18 protein-coding genes and 1 pseudogene are annotated in these 14,948 nt (G+C 60.9%); 9 read left to right on the top strand and 10 right to left on the bottom strand.

From position 1 onward, the window contains the following. Window positions 1-16: 16 nt before the first annotated feature. The gene (locus tag DBV08_RS25935; RefSeq protein ID WP_124569312.1) at window positions 17-703 is read right to left on the bottom strand and encodes an MspA family porin; all 687 of its coding nucleotides are present in this window, start codon (window positions 701-703) and stop codon (window positions 17-19) included. 476 nt (window positions 704-1,179) lie between these two features. Next, the gene (locus DBV08_RS25930; RefSeq protein ID WP_124569311.1) at window positions 1,180-1,587 is read right to left on the bottom strand and encodes a hypothetical protein; all 408 of its coding nucleotides are present in this window, start codon (window positions 1,585-1,587) and stop codon (window positions 1,180-1,182) included. A 411-nt stretch (window positions 1,588-1,998) separates the two neighbouring features. Here DBV08_RS25930 and DBV08_RS25925 point away from each other — a divergent pair, with 411 nt between their 5' ends. Then, window positions 1,999-3,147 (top strand): TIR domain-containing protein, encoded by a 1,149-nt coding sequence (locus DBV08_RS25925; RefSeq protein WP_124569310.1) that lies wholly within the window; start codon window positions 1,999-2,001, stop codon window positions 3,145-3,147. A gap of 39 nt (window positions 3,148-3,186) precedes the next feature. On the opposite strand, the gene DBV08_RS25920 is transcribed toward DBV08_RS25925, so the two are convergent. Both DBV08_RS25920 and DBV08_RS25915 read right to left on the bottom strand, forming a co-directional pair. Then, the gene (locus DBV08_RS25920) at window positions 3,187-3,468 is read right to left on the bottom strand and encodes a YdeI family protein (RefSeq protein ID WP_260395759.1); all 282 of its coding nucleotides are present in this window, start codon (window positions 3,466-3,468) and stop codon (window positions 3,187-3,189) included. A gap of 121 nt (window positions 3,469-3,589) precedes the next feature. Then, window positions 3,590-4,555 (bottom strand): YafY family protein, encoded by a 966-nt coding sequence (locus tag DBV08_RS25915; protein ID WP_124569309.1) that lies wholly within the window; start codon window positions 4,553-4,555, stop codon window positions 3,590-3,592. Window positions 4,556-4,665: 110 nt separating this feature from the next. On the opposite strand from DBV08_RS25915, the gene DBV08_RS25910 reads away from it, so the two are divergent. Further along, complete coding sequence (locus DBV08_RS25910; RefSeq protein WP_124569308.1) at window positions 4,666-5,607, top strand: alpha/beta fold hydrolase; 942 nt, start codon at window positions 4,666-4,668, stop codon at window positions 5,605-5,607. Window positions 5,608-5,695: 88 nt separating this feature from the next. Here the strand turns inward: DBV08_RS25910 and DBV08_RS33015 are convergent. The 3 genes and pseudogenes from DBV08_RS33015 to DBV08_RS25890 form a co-directional block, all read right to left on the bottom strand. Continuing rightward, a pseudogene (locus DBV08_RS33015) lies at window positions 5,696-6,008 on the bottom strand (ATP-binding protein); the annotation flags it as partial. A gap of 837 nt (window positions 6,009-6,845) precedes the next feature. Beyond that, window positions 6,846-7,304 (bottom strand): DUF5994 family protein, encoded by a 459-nt coding sequence (locus DBV08_RS25895; protein ID WP_124569307.1) that lies wholly within the window; start codon window positions 7,302-7,304, stop codon window positions 6,846-6,848. A 96-nt stretch (window positions 7,305-7,400) separates the two neighbouring features. After that, window positions 7,401-7,796, bottom strand: coding sequence for a PPOX class F420-dependent oxidoreductase (locus DBV08_RS25890; protein WP_253252826.1), 396 nt, complete (start codon window positions 7,794-7,796; stop codon window positions 7,401-7,403). 187 nt (window positions 7,797-7,983) lie between these two features. Here DBV08_RS25890 and DBV08_RS25885 point away from each other — a divergent pair, with 187 nt between their 5' ends. The 5 genes from DBV08_RS25885 (at window position 7,984) to DBV08_RS25865 (ending at window position 11,330) form a co-directional block, all read left to right on the top strand. Continuing rightward, window positions 7,984-9,171, top strand: a complete 1,188-nt coding sequence (locus DBV08_RS25885; RefSeq protein WP_003941590.1) for an inorganic phosphate transporter — start codon at window positions 7,984-7,986, stop codon at window positions 9,169-9,171. A gap of 14 nt (window positions 9,172-9,185) precedes the next feature. Continuing rightward, entirely contained in the window at window positions 9,186-9,467 is a 282-nt protein-coding gene (locus DBV08_RS25880; protein ID WP_003941641.1) for a hypothetical protein, read from the top strand. Window positions 9,468-9,501: 34 nt separating this feature from the next. Further along, complete coding sequence (locus tag DBV08_RS25875) at window positions 9,502-9,828, top strand: DUF3349 domain-containing protein (protein ID WP_020908123.1); 327 nt, start codon at window positions 9,502-9,504, stop codon at window positions 9,826-9,828. Between the two features lie 11 nt (window positions 9,829-9,839). Continuing rightward, a complete protein-coding gene (locus DBV08_RS25870; RefSeq protein WP_095969827.1) occupies window positions 9,840-10,151 on the top strand; it encodes a DUF3349 domain-containing protein in 312 nt (103 codons plus the stop codon). Window positions 10,152-10,349: 198 nt separating this feature from the next. Continuing rightward, on the top strand, window positions 10,350-11,330 hold the full coding sequence (locus DBV08_RS25865; RefSeq protein WP_124569306.1) for an alpha/beta hydrolase family protein: 981 nt from the start codon (window positions 10,350-10,352) through the stop codon (window positions 11,328-11,330). A 72-nt stretch (window positions 11,331-11,402) separates the two neighbouring features. Here the strand turns inward: DBV08_RS25865 and DBV08_RS25860 are convergent, their stop codons facing one another. After that, entirely contained in the window at window positions 11,403-11,795 is a 393-nt protein-coding gene (locus DBV08_RS25860) for a VOC family protein (protein WP_124569305.1), read from the bottom strand. A gap of 56 nt (window positions 11,796-11,851) precedes the next feature. Between DBV08_RS25860 and DBV08_RS25855 the strand changes: the two genes are divergently transcribed. Both DBV08_RS25855 and DBV08_RS25850 read left to right on the top strand, forming a co-directional pair. Further along, window positions 11,852-12,631: a helix-turn-helix domain-containing protein gene (locus tag DBV08_RS25855; protein ID WP_260395757.1), complete on the top strand. Its 780-nt coding sequence runs from the start codon at window positions 11,852-11,854 to the stop codon at window positions 12,629-12,631. Window positions 12,632-12,633: 2 nt separating this feature from the next. Then, on the top strand, window positions 12,634-12,984 hold the full coding sequence (locus tag DBV08_RS25850) for an inorganic pyrophosphatase (RefSeq protein ID WP_095969823.1): 351 nt from the start codon (window positions 12,634-12,636) through the stop codon (window positions 12,982-12,984). Here DBV08_RS25850 and DBV08_RS25845 read toward each other — a convergent pair. Together DBV08_RS25845 and thiM are read right to left on the bottom strand one after the other, a co-directional pair. Further along, window positions 12,977-14,086: an LLM class flavin-dependent oxidoreductase gene (locus DBV08_RS25845; protein WP_124569303.1), complete on the bottom strand. Its 1,110-nt coding sequence runs from the start codon at window positions 14,084-14,086 to the stop codon at window positions 12,977-12,979. The two genes, DBV08_RS25850 and DBV08_RS25845, sit on opposite strands and share 8 nt — an antisense overlap. Beyond that, on the bottom strand, window positions 14,086-14,931 hold the full coding sequence (thiM, locus tag DBV08_RS25840; RefSeq protein ID WP_095969994.1) for a hydroxyethylthiazole kinase: 846 nt from the start codon (window positions 14,929-14,931) through the stop codon (window positions 14,086-14,088). The genes DBV08_RS25845 and thiM overlap by 1 nt, the downstream gene beginning before the upstream one ends. Between the last annotated feature and the right edge of the window lie 17 nt (window positions 14,932-14,948).

Genomic DNA, 14,948 nt, shown 5'->3' with positions numbered 1-14,948 from the left:
GCCCCGGGATCGTAGGTCAGAGCCAGGTGGGATCGGAGTACACGAACAACGTGTTGTCGGACGTCGCCGTCGACACCGAGAGTTGTGCGTAGGAGCGGATCGTCACCGGCCCCATGCACGCATCAACCTTCACGTGCACGTTTTCTGCCGTGATCGACGCCTTCGACGACTCGAGATCCTTCTTCCCCAACGGAATCGTCGTGATCGTGCCCGGCGCAATCGTCGACTGAACACTCGGATTCACCGACGCATTCACACCCACGTTCGCCGACGGGACACCCGAAATACTCACACCGACAGACGGGCCGAGCGAAAAGCCAAGCCCCAAGCCAAGTCCGGAGGAGACATCGATCTGGCAGCCGATCTGCAATCCCTGCTCGACATAACCGGTCTTCACTGCCGAATCGCCCGCACCACCGATCGTGCCGGTCACCTTCGCCGACACGAACCCCTCACGGGTGAACGCCGTCGTCGCCAGATTCGGCACCGGATTCGCCGAAAGTTTGGTAGCAGCAAGATCCAACGACCAGCCGTCATCGGTGACCGTGCTCGCATACTTGTCTGCCAACGCCGTCGGGGCCGCCGAAGCGGTTCCACCGAAGACGATTCCTGCTACGACAATGCTTGCAGCACAAACACTTACAGCCCCACCCAAAGGCTTCACACAGGGACGTGCTGCGCGATTCGATTGACCGATTCCCATGGACTGCCCCCAAGCCTCGAACGGCAACCCGCCGGTAACCGATAACTAACTGAACAAGTTACCGGACAGTACCAATCGTCCCGTTTGGCCGCCACAACTCCGAAGGCCCCGGAGCGAAAATACCTCGAAACTCCAATAACAGACACATCACTAAAGCAGTCCGACCTGCATAAGGGACCTTTGTCACCACGTGTCCGACATCACGTTTCCTGTTTGGTGCACGCGGTACGTCCCCGAGCATTCCCAGCGTCGACGGCTGCACAGTTCTCCAACAGTTTCCGGACAACGAAGGGCTCAGGGGTCTGACCGAAAGACACGACTACTAAGTCCGAAGGAAGGAAAACCACGGTTGACACGAACGGTCGAAACATCCGAATTTCTCCCTCCCAACACTCGACACAGTGCCGAAGAGGATCAGTAGCCGAATGACACAGCGACGCCGGCTTGGTCACGCGAATGCGTACCGTGAGCAGAATTCACACAGAGGTCGATTTAGTGTGCATCTGCTCAATCAGCCTTCTCAGCTCCGGGTGATCGAAAACGTCTGCTGGCTTGAGTGCCCTTGCCACGTTGAGGCAGCTACCAATCTCGGACGCGGGCGGGAGTTGCCTCTTGATGTTGACCACGATGGACCTGTACCTACTTGGCACCGACCAATTTAGGTCGTCGACCAGGTAGCCGGGAATCGAACCGGCGGTCGCAGTCAAGGGATCAACCCCGACACGTCTGACGGCGTAGTCAATCCAGCCTCTGCGATTGAGTTCATTCTGCGTCGCCCATGCAGGATTCTTCTTGGCTAACCGCAGCTGCATTTTGTGGAAGGCGGACTCAACATCGGGGGCACCTTCCCTCGCCGCCTTCGCTATCGAGATGAGCGCCCTCATGCTGCCAAGAAGCCGAGTTCCCGGATGCCCAACTGGAAGATAGACACCCATCTGCCAAGCTGGATACGCGCAATTGGAACGCTCTTCTGCCACCACGACAATGTCAAGCCGCGCCGGATCGACAACCGTGTCTGACCAACAACGGGTACACACACAGGTACACGCAGATGCAACGAGCACCCCTAATCGCCTGGAAACACCCCCCTGCGCAATCGCACCAACCGGGGGCAACGCAGTTCAGTCACATTCCCAAGCTGAATACGCGGGTTCGATTGCTGTCATCGGCTTGAGCGAAAGACCTGGTCAGAGCGATGTCTGGCCTGGACCAGCGTTTCTCCACTGTAGCCACTACCTCGGCAGTAGCTCCGCCTCCCATTCCGACCTGTCGGTCCGCTATGAGAAACTCCGCAGGTGACGACAACACCAAGCGGTAACCCCGCAGACTTCGAGTTCGATATCGCAGTGTCCTTTGCTGGCGAACAACGCACGTTCGTTGAGGAAGTGGTGCGACAGGTCGGACTTCCCGCGGGGCGAGTGTTCTACGACGCGGACTTCAAAGCCGACATGTGGGGCGAGGACCTGATCGAGTACTTCACCGACGTCTACATGAACAAGGCGCGATACGTCGTGATGTTCGTTTCGAAGGAGTACGCGGAGAAGGAGTGGACAAGCGTCGAGCGTCGAACCTCACTGGCGCGAGCCATGCGGCAGCGAGGTGCATACATCTTGCCGATCCGTCTTGACAACACCCAATTAGACGAAGTGGCTGGTCTTCTCTCCACTATCGGCTATCTTGAAGCCATCCGAGAGGGCATCCCGGGCATCGTCACCTGCATTCAGAAAAAGCTCGCCAAGGCAAGGGCGGCTGTCGACGCCATAACGTCGGGAGTGGGCGACCAAGCCGGAGCGACGGATTCGGACGGGCCGAATCTTGAGACTGCACGCATCGCGGATACTCCAGAGGCACTCCAGGAGTTGTTCAACACGCGGCCACCCGCATGGGAGTTCTTGATTTACGCATCAGTCCTCAAGCAGCGCCGCGACGCGTTGGCGACCGAACGCCGAGACTACGAAATTGCCTACGGCGCGGCGTCCGGCGAGGCGGTCGGCAATCCCGCCGAACTCCGCGAGCTGGCAGTTCGTACGCTACACGAGGTCGAACAGACCGCAGAGACATTCAACAAGCTTCTGGCGCCTGAGGCATTCTCTGCCGCATTCGGTGAGCCGGGTACCCCCGGGGACGCGGAGCGAATTCTTCATCTGGGTCAGCGCTTCATGGATCAATATGAACGCTTCCTACAAATAGCGGCACGGGTTCGAGGAGTGGCCGCTCCCTCCGCTTACGCGGCGGCTATTGAAGCCTGTGCGAAGCTGGTCGATAGTCCCGTCGCCGGGTTGGAGGACTTTTTTGCCGAATACATTTCGCTCGTTCGCGGCCTGCCGGAACGCCTCGTCGCAGGAGAAAACGTGCACGTCACTCTTCTCGTACGCCTTCATATGGATAACGCCCAAGCTCAGCGGCTCGTCGACCTGCTGAACGATGTCGACCAATCCGAATAGTCACCGCGGTAGTAGTCGATGAGTCACAGGTCATTGCAATCACCGCCGATCGGGATGCAAATTGCGCTCTTCGTCGAAGATGGTGTTGGTGGAATCGATCCAACCAAAGCAGATGGCTTCCTCAACGGCCTGAGGGTAGGGGCAGCGTGGTCGGCTGGTGGTGGTGCGCCAGGAGCACAACCACACACCGCGGCCTGACGTGTGATTGTCCGTCAGCCACGTTCGCCACTGTTCCCGAGTCTCGGCGTGGATGATCGGGTAGTCGAACTTCCACGTCGGGGGGTGGACGGAAGCCGGTGGCGATGATTTCGAATTGGTCACTTACTCTCCAAGCTCAGAGGGAAACGGATACGTGCCTCGATAGACGAGGGGCCGGCGCAGGGAACACACCCCGCGGCAACCTGGACATGAATGGTCTTGTCGCGCAATCCTCTTCTGACTGTCATGGTGGCGAGACCCTGAGATGGAGGGCGAGCCGACTGACGGTGTCGGCGAGCTCGGTTGGTTCGATGACGACCACTGGGGCGGTGAGCGCAATGCGCGCAACAGTCATGGCGAGCCTGCCGAGATCTTCGCTGCGGATCTGGACAAGGCAGCGGTCCGCTGCCACCTCGATCGGTGTGTGGTCAATCCATCTGAGTACGCCCTCAAGGTCGGCGAAAGTGGCTTCGATGGCGAGTTTTGCATCGTGGCGACGGGGCGGCGAGCCGACTGATCTCGCGACGAAGCCTGCCGCGTCACCGCCCGGGATCTCGCGTGGCGTGAAATGACTGCCTGCCAGCCAAGGCTCAGAGAGCCGGTCCAGTCGAAATGTTCGCCAATCCGCACGATGGTGGTCCCATGCTACGAGATACCAACGACGTCCCGCCGTGACAAGGCGGTGCGGCTCGACGAGCCGTCTGCTGCTCTCGCCATCACCTCGCCGGTAGTCGAAACGAACGTGCTCGTGGTCACGACATGCCGCAGCGAGCACACTGAGTGCTTCGGGGTCGACGATGTCGTCGTCGGCCCGCCGCATGGAACTGACGCTCGAATGCAGTGCCGACACACGTCGGCGTAGTCGATGGGGCAGGAGTGTTTCGATCTTCGTCAGCGCGCGTAGCGACGTTTCTTCGATTCCTCCGATGGCGGCCTCGGCGGCGTAGCGCAGTCCGACGGCTACCGCCACGGACTCGTCATCGTCGAGGATCAAGGGTGGCACGTGCGCCCCCGTTGCAAGTCGGTAGCCCCCGTATTTTCCGGACGTGGAATCGACCGGATAGCCAAGGTCGCGTAGGCGATCGATGTCGCGGCGCACCGTCCGCTGCGTGACATCGAGTCGTGCGGCAAGTTCGGCACAGTGCCAGAAGCGATGGGTCTGAAGGAGCGAGAGCAGTTGCAGTGCTCGGCCTGTGGGATCGTTCCGCATTTCTTCAGATTGCCAGCGATCTAGGACTTTATGTGTCCACGATGCTCCATATCGTCGGAGCACCCGGTCGATTCAGACACGAGATCGGTACTCAACTCGAAGGAGCATCCGTGAATTCATCCGACTTCCCCAGGCCCGTCCTTATCCCAGTCAACGGCGTGGAACTCGAAGTCTTCGAAGCAGGGCGACACAATGCCGGCAGACCTCTCGTGCTGTGTCACGGATGGCCAGAGCACGCCTATTCTTGGCGATACCAGGTGCCTGCCCTTGTCGAGGCGGGCTATCACGTCATCGTCCCGAACCAGCGCGGCTACGGCAATTCATCACGTCCGACCGAAGTGACGGACTATGACATTGAACATTTGGCGGGTGATCTCATCGCACTTCTCGATCACTACGGCTACGACGATGCCACCTTTGTCGGTCACGATTGGGGCGCCTTTGTCGTGTGGGGCCTGACCCTGTTGCACCCGGACCGGGTAAACAAAGTGATCAACCTGAGCCTGCCCTACCAGGATCGCGGAGAGCAGCCCTGGATCGAGTTCATGGAAGCCGTGCTTGGCGGTGACTTCTACTTCGTCCACTTCAATCGACAGCCGGGCGTCGCGGACGCCGTGTTCGAAGACAACACCTTCCGGTTCCTTCGCAACCTGTACCGGAAGAACGAACCCCCCAGGGAGCCTCAGCCGGGTATGGCGCTGATCGATCTCGCCAGAGCAGAGACGCCACTCGGTGAGCCTCTGATGAGCGATAGCGAATTGGCCGTTTTCGTCTCCGCCTTCGAATCGACAGGATTCACGGGCAGCGTGAACTGGTATAGGAACCTTGACCGCAACTGGCATTTGCTGGCGGAGGTGGACCCGATTATCCAACAGCCCGCACTCATGATCTACGGCGACCGTGACGCGATCGCGAGGGCTGAGAACCTGACAGAGTTCGTGCCCAATGTGGAAGTAGTCAATCTCGACTGCGGTCATTGGATCCAGCAAGAAAGACCCGATGAAACCAACCAAGCGATCTTGAACTGGCTGGAACGGCAGGATGCCACATAGTTTCAAGGCTGGGTGCGGTCTCGGTGAAAATGTCGGTCTCATTCAGGTCCAGTAAGGAGCTTGATCCGGACCCACCTCGTGTGTGCAAAGCGGATTGCTGAGCTCGGGTATGGGCGAGCCGATAAGAGTTCGGTGCCGATTTCGATGATGTTGTCGCCGAAGGTGAGCCGATCCACGATGGCGGCGCAAAGTCGTGGGTCGGTGAACATTGTCGTCCAGCCGGAGAACAATTCGTTGGAGGCGATAGCGACGGCGTTCTTTCCTCCCGTTCGGGCAACACCTCGAAAAGCTGCTCGGCGCCTCGTTTGTCGAGTTCCATGTAACCGAGTTCGTCGATGCAAGCCCACACGGCCGTAGCGGGCGATCGTGCGGGCGAGTTGCTTCTCGTCGGCGACTTCGACTTGCCGGGAGTGTCGGCGGAGATACCGATCAAGACCTCGCTCGCCGCGGACAACGCAGCCGACAGCGCGCGGCCCCGACCACCCACTGCCAGTTGGCCCCGGCCCAACCAGTTCCAGCATGGCCTGGATAGACGTTGTCGCCTGCAGCATCGACAAGAGCCTCTCGCCAGATTCCAAATCGCTACTGATACAACAAGTTACCGGGCTCCGCAAACGCGGCTGTCTCCCGGCTCCACTTTCGAGAATTAACGAGAGCGTCGGAAAACAAGCCACGCACCCAACCCGGCGATGGGCACAAGCCAAATCCCGACAGAGAAGGCGACAGCGCGCCACACACCGATTCGCCGGGACACGGAAACCACATCGGCTGTTCCGACAAGGCACAGGGAAATCCATGTCAAGGCGAGAATGAATCCGCCGACGTACAGAAGAACGAACGCCCCAAATCCGTCCATACAGTCCATTCCACTGTCGGCGCAGTCCTGAAGCCCCGCCGCACCGAGTAGGGAAATCTTCACAGTGGCGATGCTACGGAGCAAGGCGTCCCGAACTGCCGAACAACCCGGCAGATTCGGCGATGCGAACGCCGGTCAGTCCGAACAAAGTAGAAGCCCCACCCCCGTGGGGAGGGTGGGGCTTCCTTCGATCCGGCGCTCACGCACAGTGGGAGGGTGGTGGACATGCCGGACCGACGACACGGCAGGGAGTCAAGCTGCCGCGCCCAAGCGCTGACCGGAAGGAATGCGCCTGAGATCGTGGTTACGAGAACCATCAAACCAGACAAACTGGACGCATGTTCAGGAATCGAAAGATTCGATCCCACCCGTCAGAAAGATCTCACTGCACCCGATAGATTTCGCTGCGGCCAGGATCCACCAACCGCCGCATGATCTCGTACGCACGGTCCGGATCCGTGTACGGCGGAATCATCATGAGAACGAGTTGACGGCCGTGGATGTCGTCGAGATACATCAAATCGTGAGGCTGGCCAGGGTACGGACCCCGCACTTCAAGACCGTCGACCTCGTCGATACGTCGCTGGGCGCTGCTGATCGTGTTCCAGTCGAACGCAACCCGCGCGATCGGCCCCAACCTCAGCGAAAGTGCGGATATCAGATCGTGAAGCTCCGCCGTGACGTTCGTGGTCCACGGGAACCACGCGCCGTCCACCGATGCCTTGACGGCACCTTGCCCGCGAAGCAGGAATCGCGGAGTCCGCGTCGGCGACGGGAAAGGTTGCCCGACATGGCGCTGCGGCGCTTCCGTTGCATAGTCGAGAGTGCTGATGTGCGCCATGACGACGCTCCTTAACGGAGGATTCGTGGAACCGTCAGGCAGAGGCGCCCGGTCGTGGGTTCCATACCTTCAGGCTACTCCGACGCGCAATACCGACTACGCGTCAACGGAAATGATCACGCCGGTATCGCCGTACGGGAACGGCCCCTTGCCGATGTGGCCGAGAGTGTTGAAGAATTTCGAAATAGGCACCATCACACCGTATTTCGCTTTCACTTTGCTGCGAATCTCGTCGAATTCAGCTCCACCGCTCACCAACTGAGCTGTCCCGTCGACCGGCGACGTACCGTCGGTCACCTTTCCGCGGTTGTTGCACGGCACGACGGTGACGCGTGGGTTGTTCCGCAGCCGCTTGGCCTTGCCCGATTTCGAGGATGTCCAGAAGCCGATACGTCCGCCAGCGAGCGGTACGACCCACGTCGGAGTGGCCACGCCATCACCACTCTTACGGAAGGTGGTGACCGAGATCGTCTTCTCTTCGCCCAGGGACATGAGACGAGCGTATGCCTCCACACACTCGACGACCATGCACGCGAATGAACTTTCTCTGCCCCAGGCGTTTCAAAACGGACAATTATCCGGACGAAGATGAACAACAGGTGCCGAATGGTGGAAATGTCGCGGAACGACCCCGCCTCAGGTCGATTTGTGGCCCGCCGGTGTTGGAACATGACTTCTCGTGAATGCGGAACTCATCGTTCTCCTCGTCGTCGTCGTAACCGCTCTGGGGTTCGACTTCACCAACGGTTTTCATGACACTGGCAACGCTATGGCCACGTCGATTGCAACCGGCGCCCTCAAGCCCAAGGTGGCAGTCGCTCTGTCTGCTTCCTTGAACCTGGTCGGAGCTTTCCTCTCGGTAGAGGTTGCTGCCACCGTGGCCAAGGGCGTGGTGAACCTCGGAAATGTGGGTGGCCAAGCGCTGCTCACCATCGTCTTCGCCGGCCTTGTCGGCGGCATCATCTGGAACCTGGCAACGTGGTTGCTCGGCATCCCCTCGAGTTCCTCACATGCGCTGTTCGGCGGATTGATCGGCGCCGCCATCGCGTCCCTCGGAATGAGCGGTGTCGCCTGGAGCGGCGTCCTCAGCAAGGTTGTCATCCCCGCAGTTCTCGCCCCCGTCGTAGCCGGCTTGGTTGCAGCGGCCGGCACGTGGCTCATCTACCGCATCACCTCCAACGTCGGTGAGGAAACCAAGGACAAGGGTTTCCGACTCGGCCAGATCGGTTCGGCTTCACTCGTTTCCCTCGCCCACGGCACCAACGACGCTCAGAAGACCATGGGCGTCATCTTCCTCGCCCTGGTCGCCCACGGAACCATCTCCGCCGACGCGGACATGCCGTTCTGGGTCAAGCTCACGTGCGCACTCGCGATCGCTGCCGGAACCTACCTCGGCGGGTGGCGAGTCATCCGCACGCTCGGCAAGGGTCTTGTCGAGATCGCCGCACCCCAGGGCATGGCGGCCGAAGCATCTTCTGCTGCAATCATTCTCACCTCCAGCCACCTCGGCCTTCCCCTCTCGACCACCCATGTGGCGACGGGTTCCATCATGGGAACCGGTCTGGGACGCAAGGGCGCCGAGGTTCGTTGGGGCGTCGCCGGACGTATGGCGGTCGCCTGGTTGATCACTCTCCCGTCCGCTGCGATCGTCGGCGCTCTGTGCTGGGGCCTGGCCAACATCGTCGGCGGCCTGCCCGGTGTCCTGGTCGTCTTCGCTGTGCTCATCGCCTTGGCCGGTTGGATGTACCTGCGCTCCCGCAAGGAGCCCATCGATCCGAGCAACGTCAACGCCGAGTGGGACGGCGGCCTGGTGCCTGCAGAGGTCCCCGGTCCGGACGCCCGCGTCACCACCGACGTCAAAGCCTGAAAGAGGGAATCGACATGGATATCTTGAAAAACACCGTCGACTCGCTCTGGCAGGTCGTACTGGTCGGCCTCCTGCTGGGCGCCGGACTTCCCGCGATCTTCGCAATCGGCCTGAAGTCCCTCGACGCCGGGCAACGTGGCAGTGGCGGCGGGAGCACTGCCGTCGCGGCTCGCAGTCCCTTGGCCGTGGCAGGCGCAGTGGTGTGCTTCGCAGTAGTGCTCATCGCGATCGTCACCGGAATCCTCTTCATCATGCAGGGCTTCCTCAGCCACACATTCGGCATCGAGATCTTCTGATCCCGTGCGCCCTCACGAGCGGAAAGACATCACCGTGACTGCACCGACTCCATCCCTTCCTCAATCCATTCTGGAATGGCTTCGCGCCGGCTACCCCGAAGGCATACCGCCCAAGGATCGCATTCCGCTGGTCGCATTGCTTCGACGCAAGCTCTCGGACGCGCAAATTCGAGACATTGCCATCGGCGCTGCGCTCGCAGAACTGAGCGATGTCAACAGCGACCAGGTGATCTCGAGCGACGAGATCAGCGCTCAGATCGCCGATCTGACGAGCCAGACTCCCTCGGACGAGGATATTGCGCGCGTTGCCTCCGTCCTGGCCGCCGCCGGGTGGCCCCTCGCTGATCTCGACAACGACTGAAGCTCGATTCGTTGAGTCTTCCACCACTTCTGGCTTCGATACTCGGCTGGCTGCGTGCCGGGTATCCGAACGGTGTGCCGGAGCAGGACTACGTCCCTTTGATGGCCTTGCTCCGGCGACAACTGTCCGACGACGAGATCGCCGTTCTTGCCGACGATCTCGTCGCCGAGTTTCCGGTCCCTGTCGATCCGATCGACATCGGCGTCCTCATCACCAAGGTCACCGACGATATTCCGCACGAAGCAGACGTCGCACGGGTACGTGAACACTTGATTCGTGGAGGTTGGAAAATCGAGGCGCAGCCTCCGGTTGACGACGCCTGACGGCACTTCGTAAATCGGACCAGTTTGATAACGAACCGGTAACGGTGCCGTCGAGGTCAATACAGACCACTTAGTGTCATAAGGAATTCCGCGCCTCGGGGGGCTCGGTCGGATTTCGGTGTGCAAGCACCTTTGGGGCGGGAGTGATTCATGCACGAGATACACACAGGCCTTGCAAACAACCGAGATTCTTCGAAGATGCAGATTTCGAAACGAATCAAGCGTCGGATCCTCGGCCTCGCCGCGACAGCACTCGCACTCCCCCTGACCGCAGGCCTGATCAGCGGATCAGTAGCGACCGCAGCGCCCGCGCGTACCGCCCCGGCCGGTGGCTACGAGGATGTGTTCGTCGACTCCTCGATGGGGCCGATCAAGGTCCAGATCCAGTGGGCTTCGCGCGGCGGCAACGCGGCGCTCTATCTTCTCGATGGTCTACGAGCACGGGACGACCGAAACGCATGGAGTTTCGAGACCAACGCTCTCGAGCAGTACCGCGGCGACAACGTCACCCTGGTCATGCCGGTCGGCGGGCAGTCCAGCTTCTACTCGGACTGGTATGCGAACAGCAATTTGAATCGCCAACCGGTCACGTACAAATGGGAAACCTTCCTCACCCAGGAACTTCCCGCCTATCTGGAATCGCGTGGCGTCTCCCGAACCAACAACGGTGTGCTCGGATTGTCCATGGGTGGCAGCGCGGCCCTGACGCTCGCCGCCTATCACCGCGATCAGTTCAAGTTCGCCGGATCGCTCTCGGGGTACCTCAACATCTCAGCTCCAGGCATGCGTGAAGCGATCCGCGTGGCCATGGTCAGCGCCGGGTCCTTCAATGTCGATGCCATGTGGGGACCGCCGTGGAACCCCGCTTGGCTCCGCAACGACCCCTTCGTGTTCGCACCCGAATTGGCTGGGCTCTCCCTGTACATTTCCGCGGCGAGCGGCCTACCCGGACAGTTCGATCAACCGCGTCGACCCGTCGACTTCGTGAATACCGGTAGCGCCATCGGCCTCGAAGCCCTTGCCCTGATGAACTCACGCGCATTTCAGTTGCGCATGAACTCCCTGGGAATTCCGGCGACGTACAGCTTCCCGGCCAACGGCACTCACTCGTGGCCGTACTGGGGCGCGGAACTGTGGAAGGCACGAGGCCAGATCCTCGACACCCTCGACGCTTGGTGAACTGACAACGACTCGATCACCGACAATCGCAGGCCCCGACCGAATTTCGGTCGGGGCCTGCGTCGTTCGAAATCAGAGCGAGGCAAAGAGATCCACGGTGTTGCCGTCGGGATCGAGCAGAACGGCGTAACGCTGGCCCCACACCGCATCGAACGGTGCCTTGTGCCCGGGGAAGTCGGCTGTGATGCGCTGATACGCCTCGTCGACGGCGGCGGGTGTCCCGAAATCGAAGGCCAAAGCAACGGGGTGTCGACCTTCCCCGACCGCGAAGTCAGGATCGAAGCTCGCAATGGTGGACAGCGCGTCCCAGGCCAGCCGAAGCCCACCGTCGAAAGTGAACTCCACATGCGGAGCGTCAGCGGGTGTTTCCGGAATGTCGAGCCCGAGCGTTCGGTAGAACGCGAGGGAACGAGCGAGATCGTTGGTGACGATTCCGACGAGATCGAGTCTCGGAGAGACGGACACGGTATTTCTCCTGTTTCGGGTCGAGAAGTGATCGGCGAGTGTGTGACGATGATCTGATGACCGGCACTGACACCCTCGCTCTCGACGGTAGTCGGACGATGGCGTCGAGTCTTGAACAAAACGGCCACACCTATGTCGAAACTCGGATCACCGATTCGGCCGGCCTCTTCAGTTGCACGTGGAAAAGCACTACCGAAGCCCATACGCCAACGGAAGCAAAACGAATTCTTCCCGATCTCTGCGCAGACTTCATCGTCGACAGCACCGGAAAGTCCTGGCTCGTGGGACCTGCCACAGGTGCCGATCTGGTTTCGGTCGCCGCCGGGACAACCATGTGGGGCATCCGGATCAATCCACCGGCTCTGCGGAACCTGCTCGGCGCAGCGGCCGACGCGGTGCAGGATTCGAAGATCGCCTTCGACGACATCCTCACTTCCAGACAGGCGCGGGTGCTTGCCGACGCACTCCGTCACGAAGCAGTCGACGCTCGCCTACTGGGCGAGCTGTGGCGTGGACTGGAACCCGACCACGGAATCGAGCGCGGTTACTCCGCGCTCATCTCCTCCCCTTCGACTCCGATAGGAGAGATCGCCGCAGACCTCGGTGTTTCCGAACGTCATTTTCGACGCTCGATCACGTCGTCGATCGGGCTGTCCCCCAAAATGATTCAGAAAGTGCAACGTATCCAGGACGTGTTGACCCTCAGCCGCGATGCTGATCTCACGCTGTCGTCGCTGGCCGGTCGCGCCGGCTACGCCGACCAAGCCCACCTCGCGCGCGATACGCGAGCGCTGACAGGCCTGACACCGACTCAGCTACTGCGCGAGCACCGGTAACGATGAGCGAAGACCTGTTCTCCGCCCTCGATCACCTGGCTGCCACGTCAACTGTCGTGTTCGATCGCCCCCGAGGGTCGGCACACCCGCGTTACCCCGCTGCGATTTACCCGCTCGATTACGGCTATCTCGACGGGACCGTCAGCGCGGACGGCGACGGGATCGATCTGTTCCGAGGCTCTGCCGTCGGCAACGGCGTTGTTGCCATGGCCGTTATTGCCGACATCGACAAGAAGGACGTGGAAGTCAAGATCCTTCTCGACTGCACTGCCGATGAAATCGGCACTGCTGCAGCATTTCTCCGCGACACTTTAGGCCTCGGCGCCACTGTCTTGCGGCGCGAAGTCAGCTGAGTTCGTCGAATCGCGGAACAAGATGCTCCGCAACCCACTTAGCTTCCTCGATCAGAGGCCAACCTGCCAGGATCAGTGCAGTCAAACCGGTTCGGCTGCGAAGCGTGCGCACCGAGTCCGTGATCGAATCCGGATCGCCGACGTAGTACACCGCCGATGACCCGGTGCCGAAGATGTCGAGGGGTGACCACGCTGTGATACCCGCGTACAACCCGTCACCGACGTACAACTCCTCTGGTTCAGGAAGTCGGCCGGAGGCAATCTTGTCCGCCCAACCCTGCCGCTGTGCGTCGCGGGCGGTGAAAGTTTTGAGGTCCTGCTTCCCCTGAGTACGACGACGCACTGCATTGTCCAGGACATGAGCGATCTGCTCGACGCCCGTCTTCTCGAACAACGAACGGAAACGGTCGTGCGCCTGCGCTTTGGTGGGGCGAACGATCACACCGGTCAGCGCACCGAAATCGGTGAACTCACGTCCGGCTGCCTCCGCTGCCGCCCGTGCGGCAGAGAATTTGTCTTCGATGAACGACGTCTCCCGCAGCATCGCCAAGTAGGTATCGAGAACCTTGCCTGAATTCGCCAGGCCTGCAGGCGAATCACCGGTGCCCCACAGCGGAACCTGATGCCCCGTGGGCGCATCGATACGCAGTGGTGTGTTGGGAAAGTTCGACTCGGTCCCTTCGGAGTAGATGCGGCGGAAGTCTGCCCAGTACTGCTCCCCCAACTCGTAACGCTCGTCGTGAGGCACGTTCATGTCGTACTTGGTCAGGATGTTCTCGCGTCCGTTGACCGAGTTGATCAACAGTCGGCCACCACTGAAGGCGTCGAAGGTCAACGCCTTCTCTGCCAGCAGTCTCGCCGGCGTCATGTTCGCGTAGACGGCGACGAGGAACTTCATGCGCGTAGTGTGCGCTGCAGCCCAGGTCGCCGAGATGAACGGATCGTTCGGCCAGGTGGCAACAAGAGCACCTTCGAATCCGCCGTCGTCGATCGTCTTCGCGAGCTCGATCTGCCTGGCCCCGTCCACGGGGAACAGTCCGCCGGGGCTCCACGGGTAGTCCCCGTCGGCCTGGGTGAGATACCAGAATGTCTTGACGCCCATCAGTTCTGCACTCCAGCCGGCAGGTCGAACGATTCGATTCGGGCACGCGAGCGGATGGTGTCTGCATTCACGTTGTAGAGCGCGTCGAGGTACGCGACCGCGAAAGAACCGGGGCCCGAGGCATTTTCCTCGGCGATCTCCGACGCCACGGCAACATGCGTGTGCGCGGCAACCAATCCGTCCAGCGCGGTCGGCGTCACGGCGAGGTAGGCCGCAACAAGGCCGCCCAGAGAGCAACCGGTACTGGTCACGCGCGGCAACAGTGCGCTGCCACCGGAAACTCGGACACCCCGAACGTCGCCGCCACTATCGCGGCCCACGATGTAGTCGACCGGGCCTGATGCCGACACCGCGTCCGCATGCTTCAGGAGTGCCAGAGCGGCGGGCACTGCGTCGGCGGAGTCGGACGCACTGTCGACGCCACGGGTGTCACCGCCGAGTCCCGCCAGCGCGATGATCTCCGACGCGTTCCCTCGGATCGCGCTGGGGTGAAAGCGCAGCAAGTCCACAGCGATACCGCTCCTCCAGGGCAGTCCGCCTACACCGACCGGATCCAAAACCCATGGCGTACCGGCAGTTCGGGCCGCTTCAGCGGCTACCAGGAAGGCTTCGGCCGTTCCGTCGTCCGGCGTTCCGAGGTTGACGAGTACTCCCCCGGCGATGGCAGCGAACCCACCCGCCTCGTGAACATTGTCGATGTGAGCGTTGCTTGCGCCGGCAGCGAGCAGAACATTGGTCAAGAAATTCGCCGAAACGATGTTGGTCAGCGACTGGACGAGCGGCACCTGGTCGCGGAGTGCGTCGATCGCAGAGGCGACGGTTTCGACAGAGACATTGTCAGACATGAGATTTCCTTCAAAGC

Source organism: Rhodococcus sp. KBW08, assembly GCF_003852455.1.
Lineage (GTDB): Bacteria > Actinomycetota > Actinomycetes > Mycobacteriales > Mycobacteriaceae > Rhodococcus_F > Rhodococcus_F baikonurensis.
The sequence above is the reverse complement of the archived record's forward strand: the minus strand, read 5'-3'. Positions and strand labels throughout refer to the sequence as shown.

Coding starts and splice junctions, on each gene's coding strand:
- thiM (WP_095969994.1), bottom strand. CDS start 14,931: ATGTCTGACAATGTCTCTGTCGAAACCGTCGCCTCTGCGATCGACGCA.
- DBV08_RS25850 (WP_095969823.1), top strand. CDS start 12,634: ATGAGCGAAGACCTGTTCTCCGCCCTCGATCACCTGGCTGCCACGTCA.
- DBV08_RS25930 (WP_124569311.1), bottom strand. CDS start 1,587: ATGAGGGCGCTCATCTCGATAGCGAAGGCGGCGAGGGAAGGTGCCCCC.
- DBV08_RS25915 (WP_124569309.1), bottom strand. CDS start 4,555: ATGCGGAACGATCCCACAGGCCGAGCACTGCAACTGCTCTCGCTCCTT.
- DBV08_RS25855 (WP_260395757.1), top strand. CDS start 11,852: ATGACCGGCACTGACACCCTCGCTCTCGACGGTAGTCGGACGATGGCG.
- DBV08_RS25845 (WP_124569303.1), bottom strand. CDS start 14,086: ATGGGCGTCAAGACATTCTGGTATCTCACCCAGGCCGACGGGGACTAC.
- DBV08_RS25890 (WP_253252826.1), bottom strand. CDS start 7,796: ATGTCCCTGGGCGAAGAGAAGACGATCTCGGTCACCACCTTCCGTAAG.
- DBV08_RS25880 (WP_003941641.1), top strand. CDS start 9,186: ATGGATATCTTGAAAAACACCGTCGACTCGCTCTGGCAGGTCGTACTG.
- DBV08_RS25895 (WP_124569307.1), bottom strand. CDS start 7,304: ATGGCGCACATCAGCACTCTCGACTATGCAACGGAAGCGCCGCAGCGC.
- DBV08_RS25865 (WP_124569306.1), top strand. CDS start 10,350: ATGCAGATTTCGAAACGAATCAAGCGTCGGATCCTCGGCCTCGCCGCG.
- DBV08_RS25935 (WP_124569312.1), bottom strand. CDS start 703: ATGGGAATCGGTCAATCGAATCGCGCAGCACGTCCCTGTGTGAAGCCT.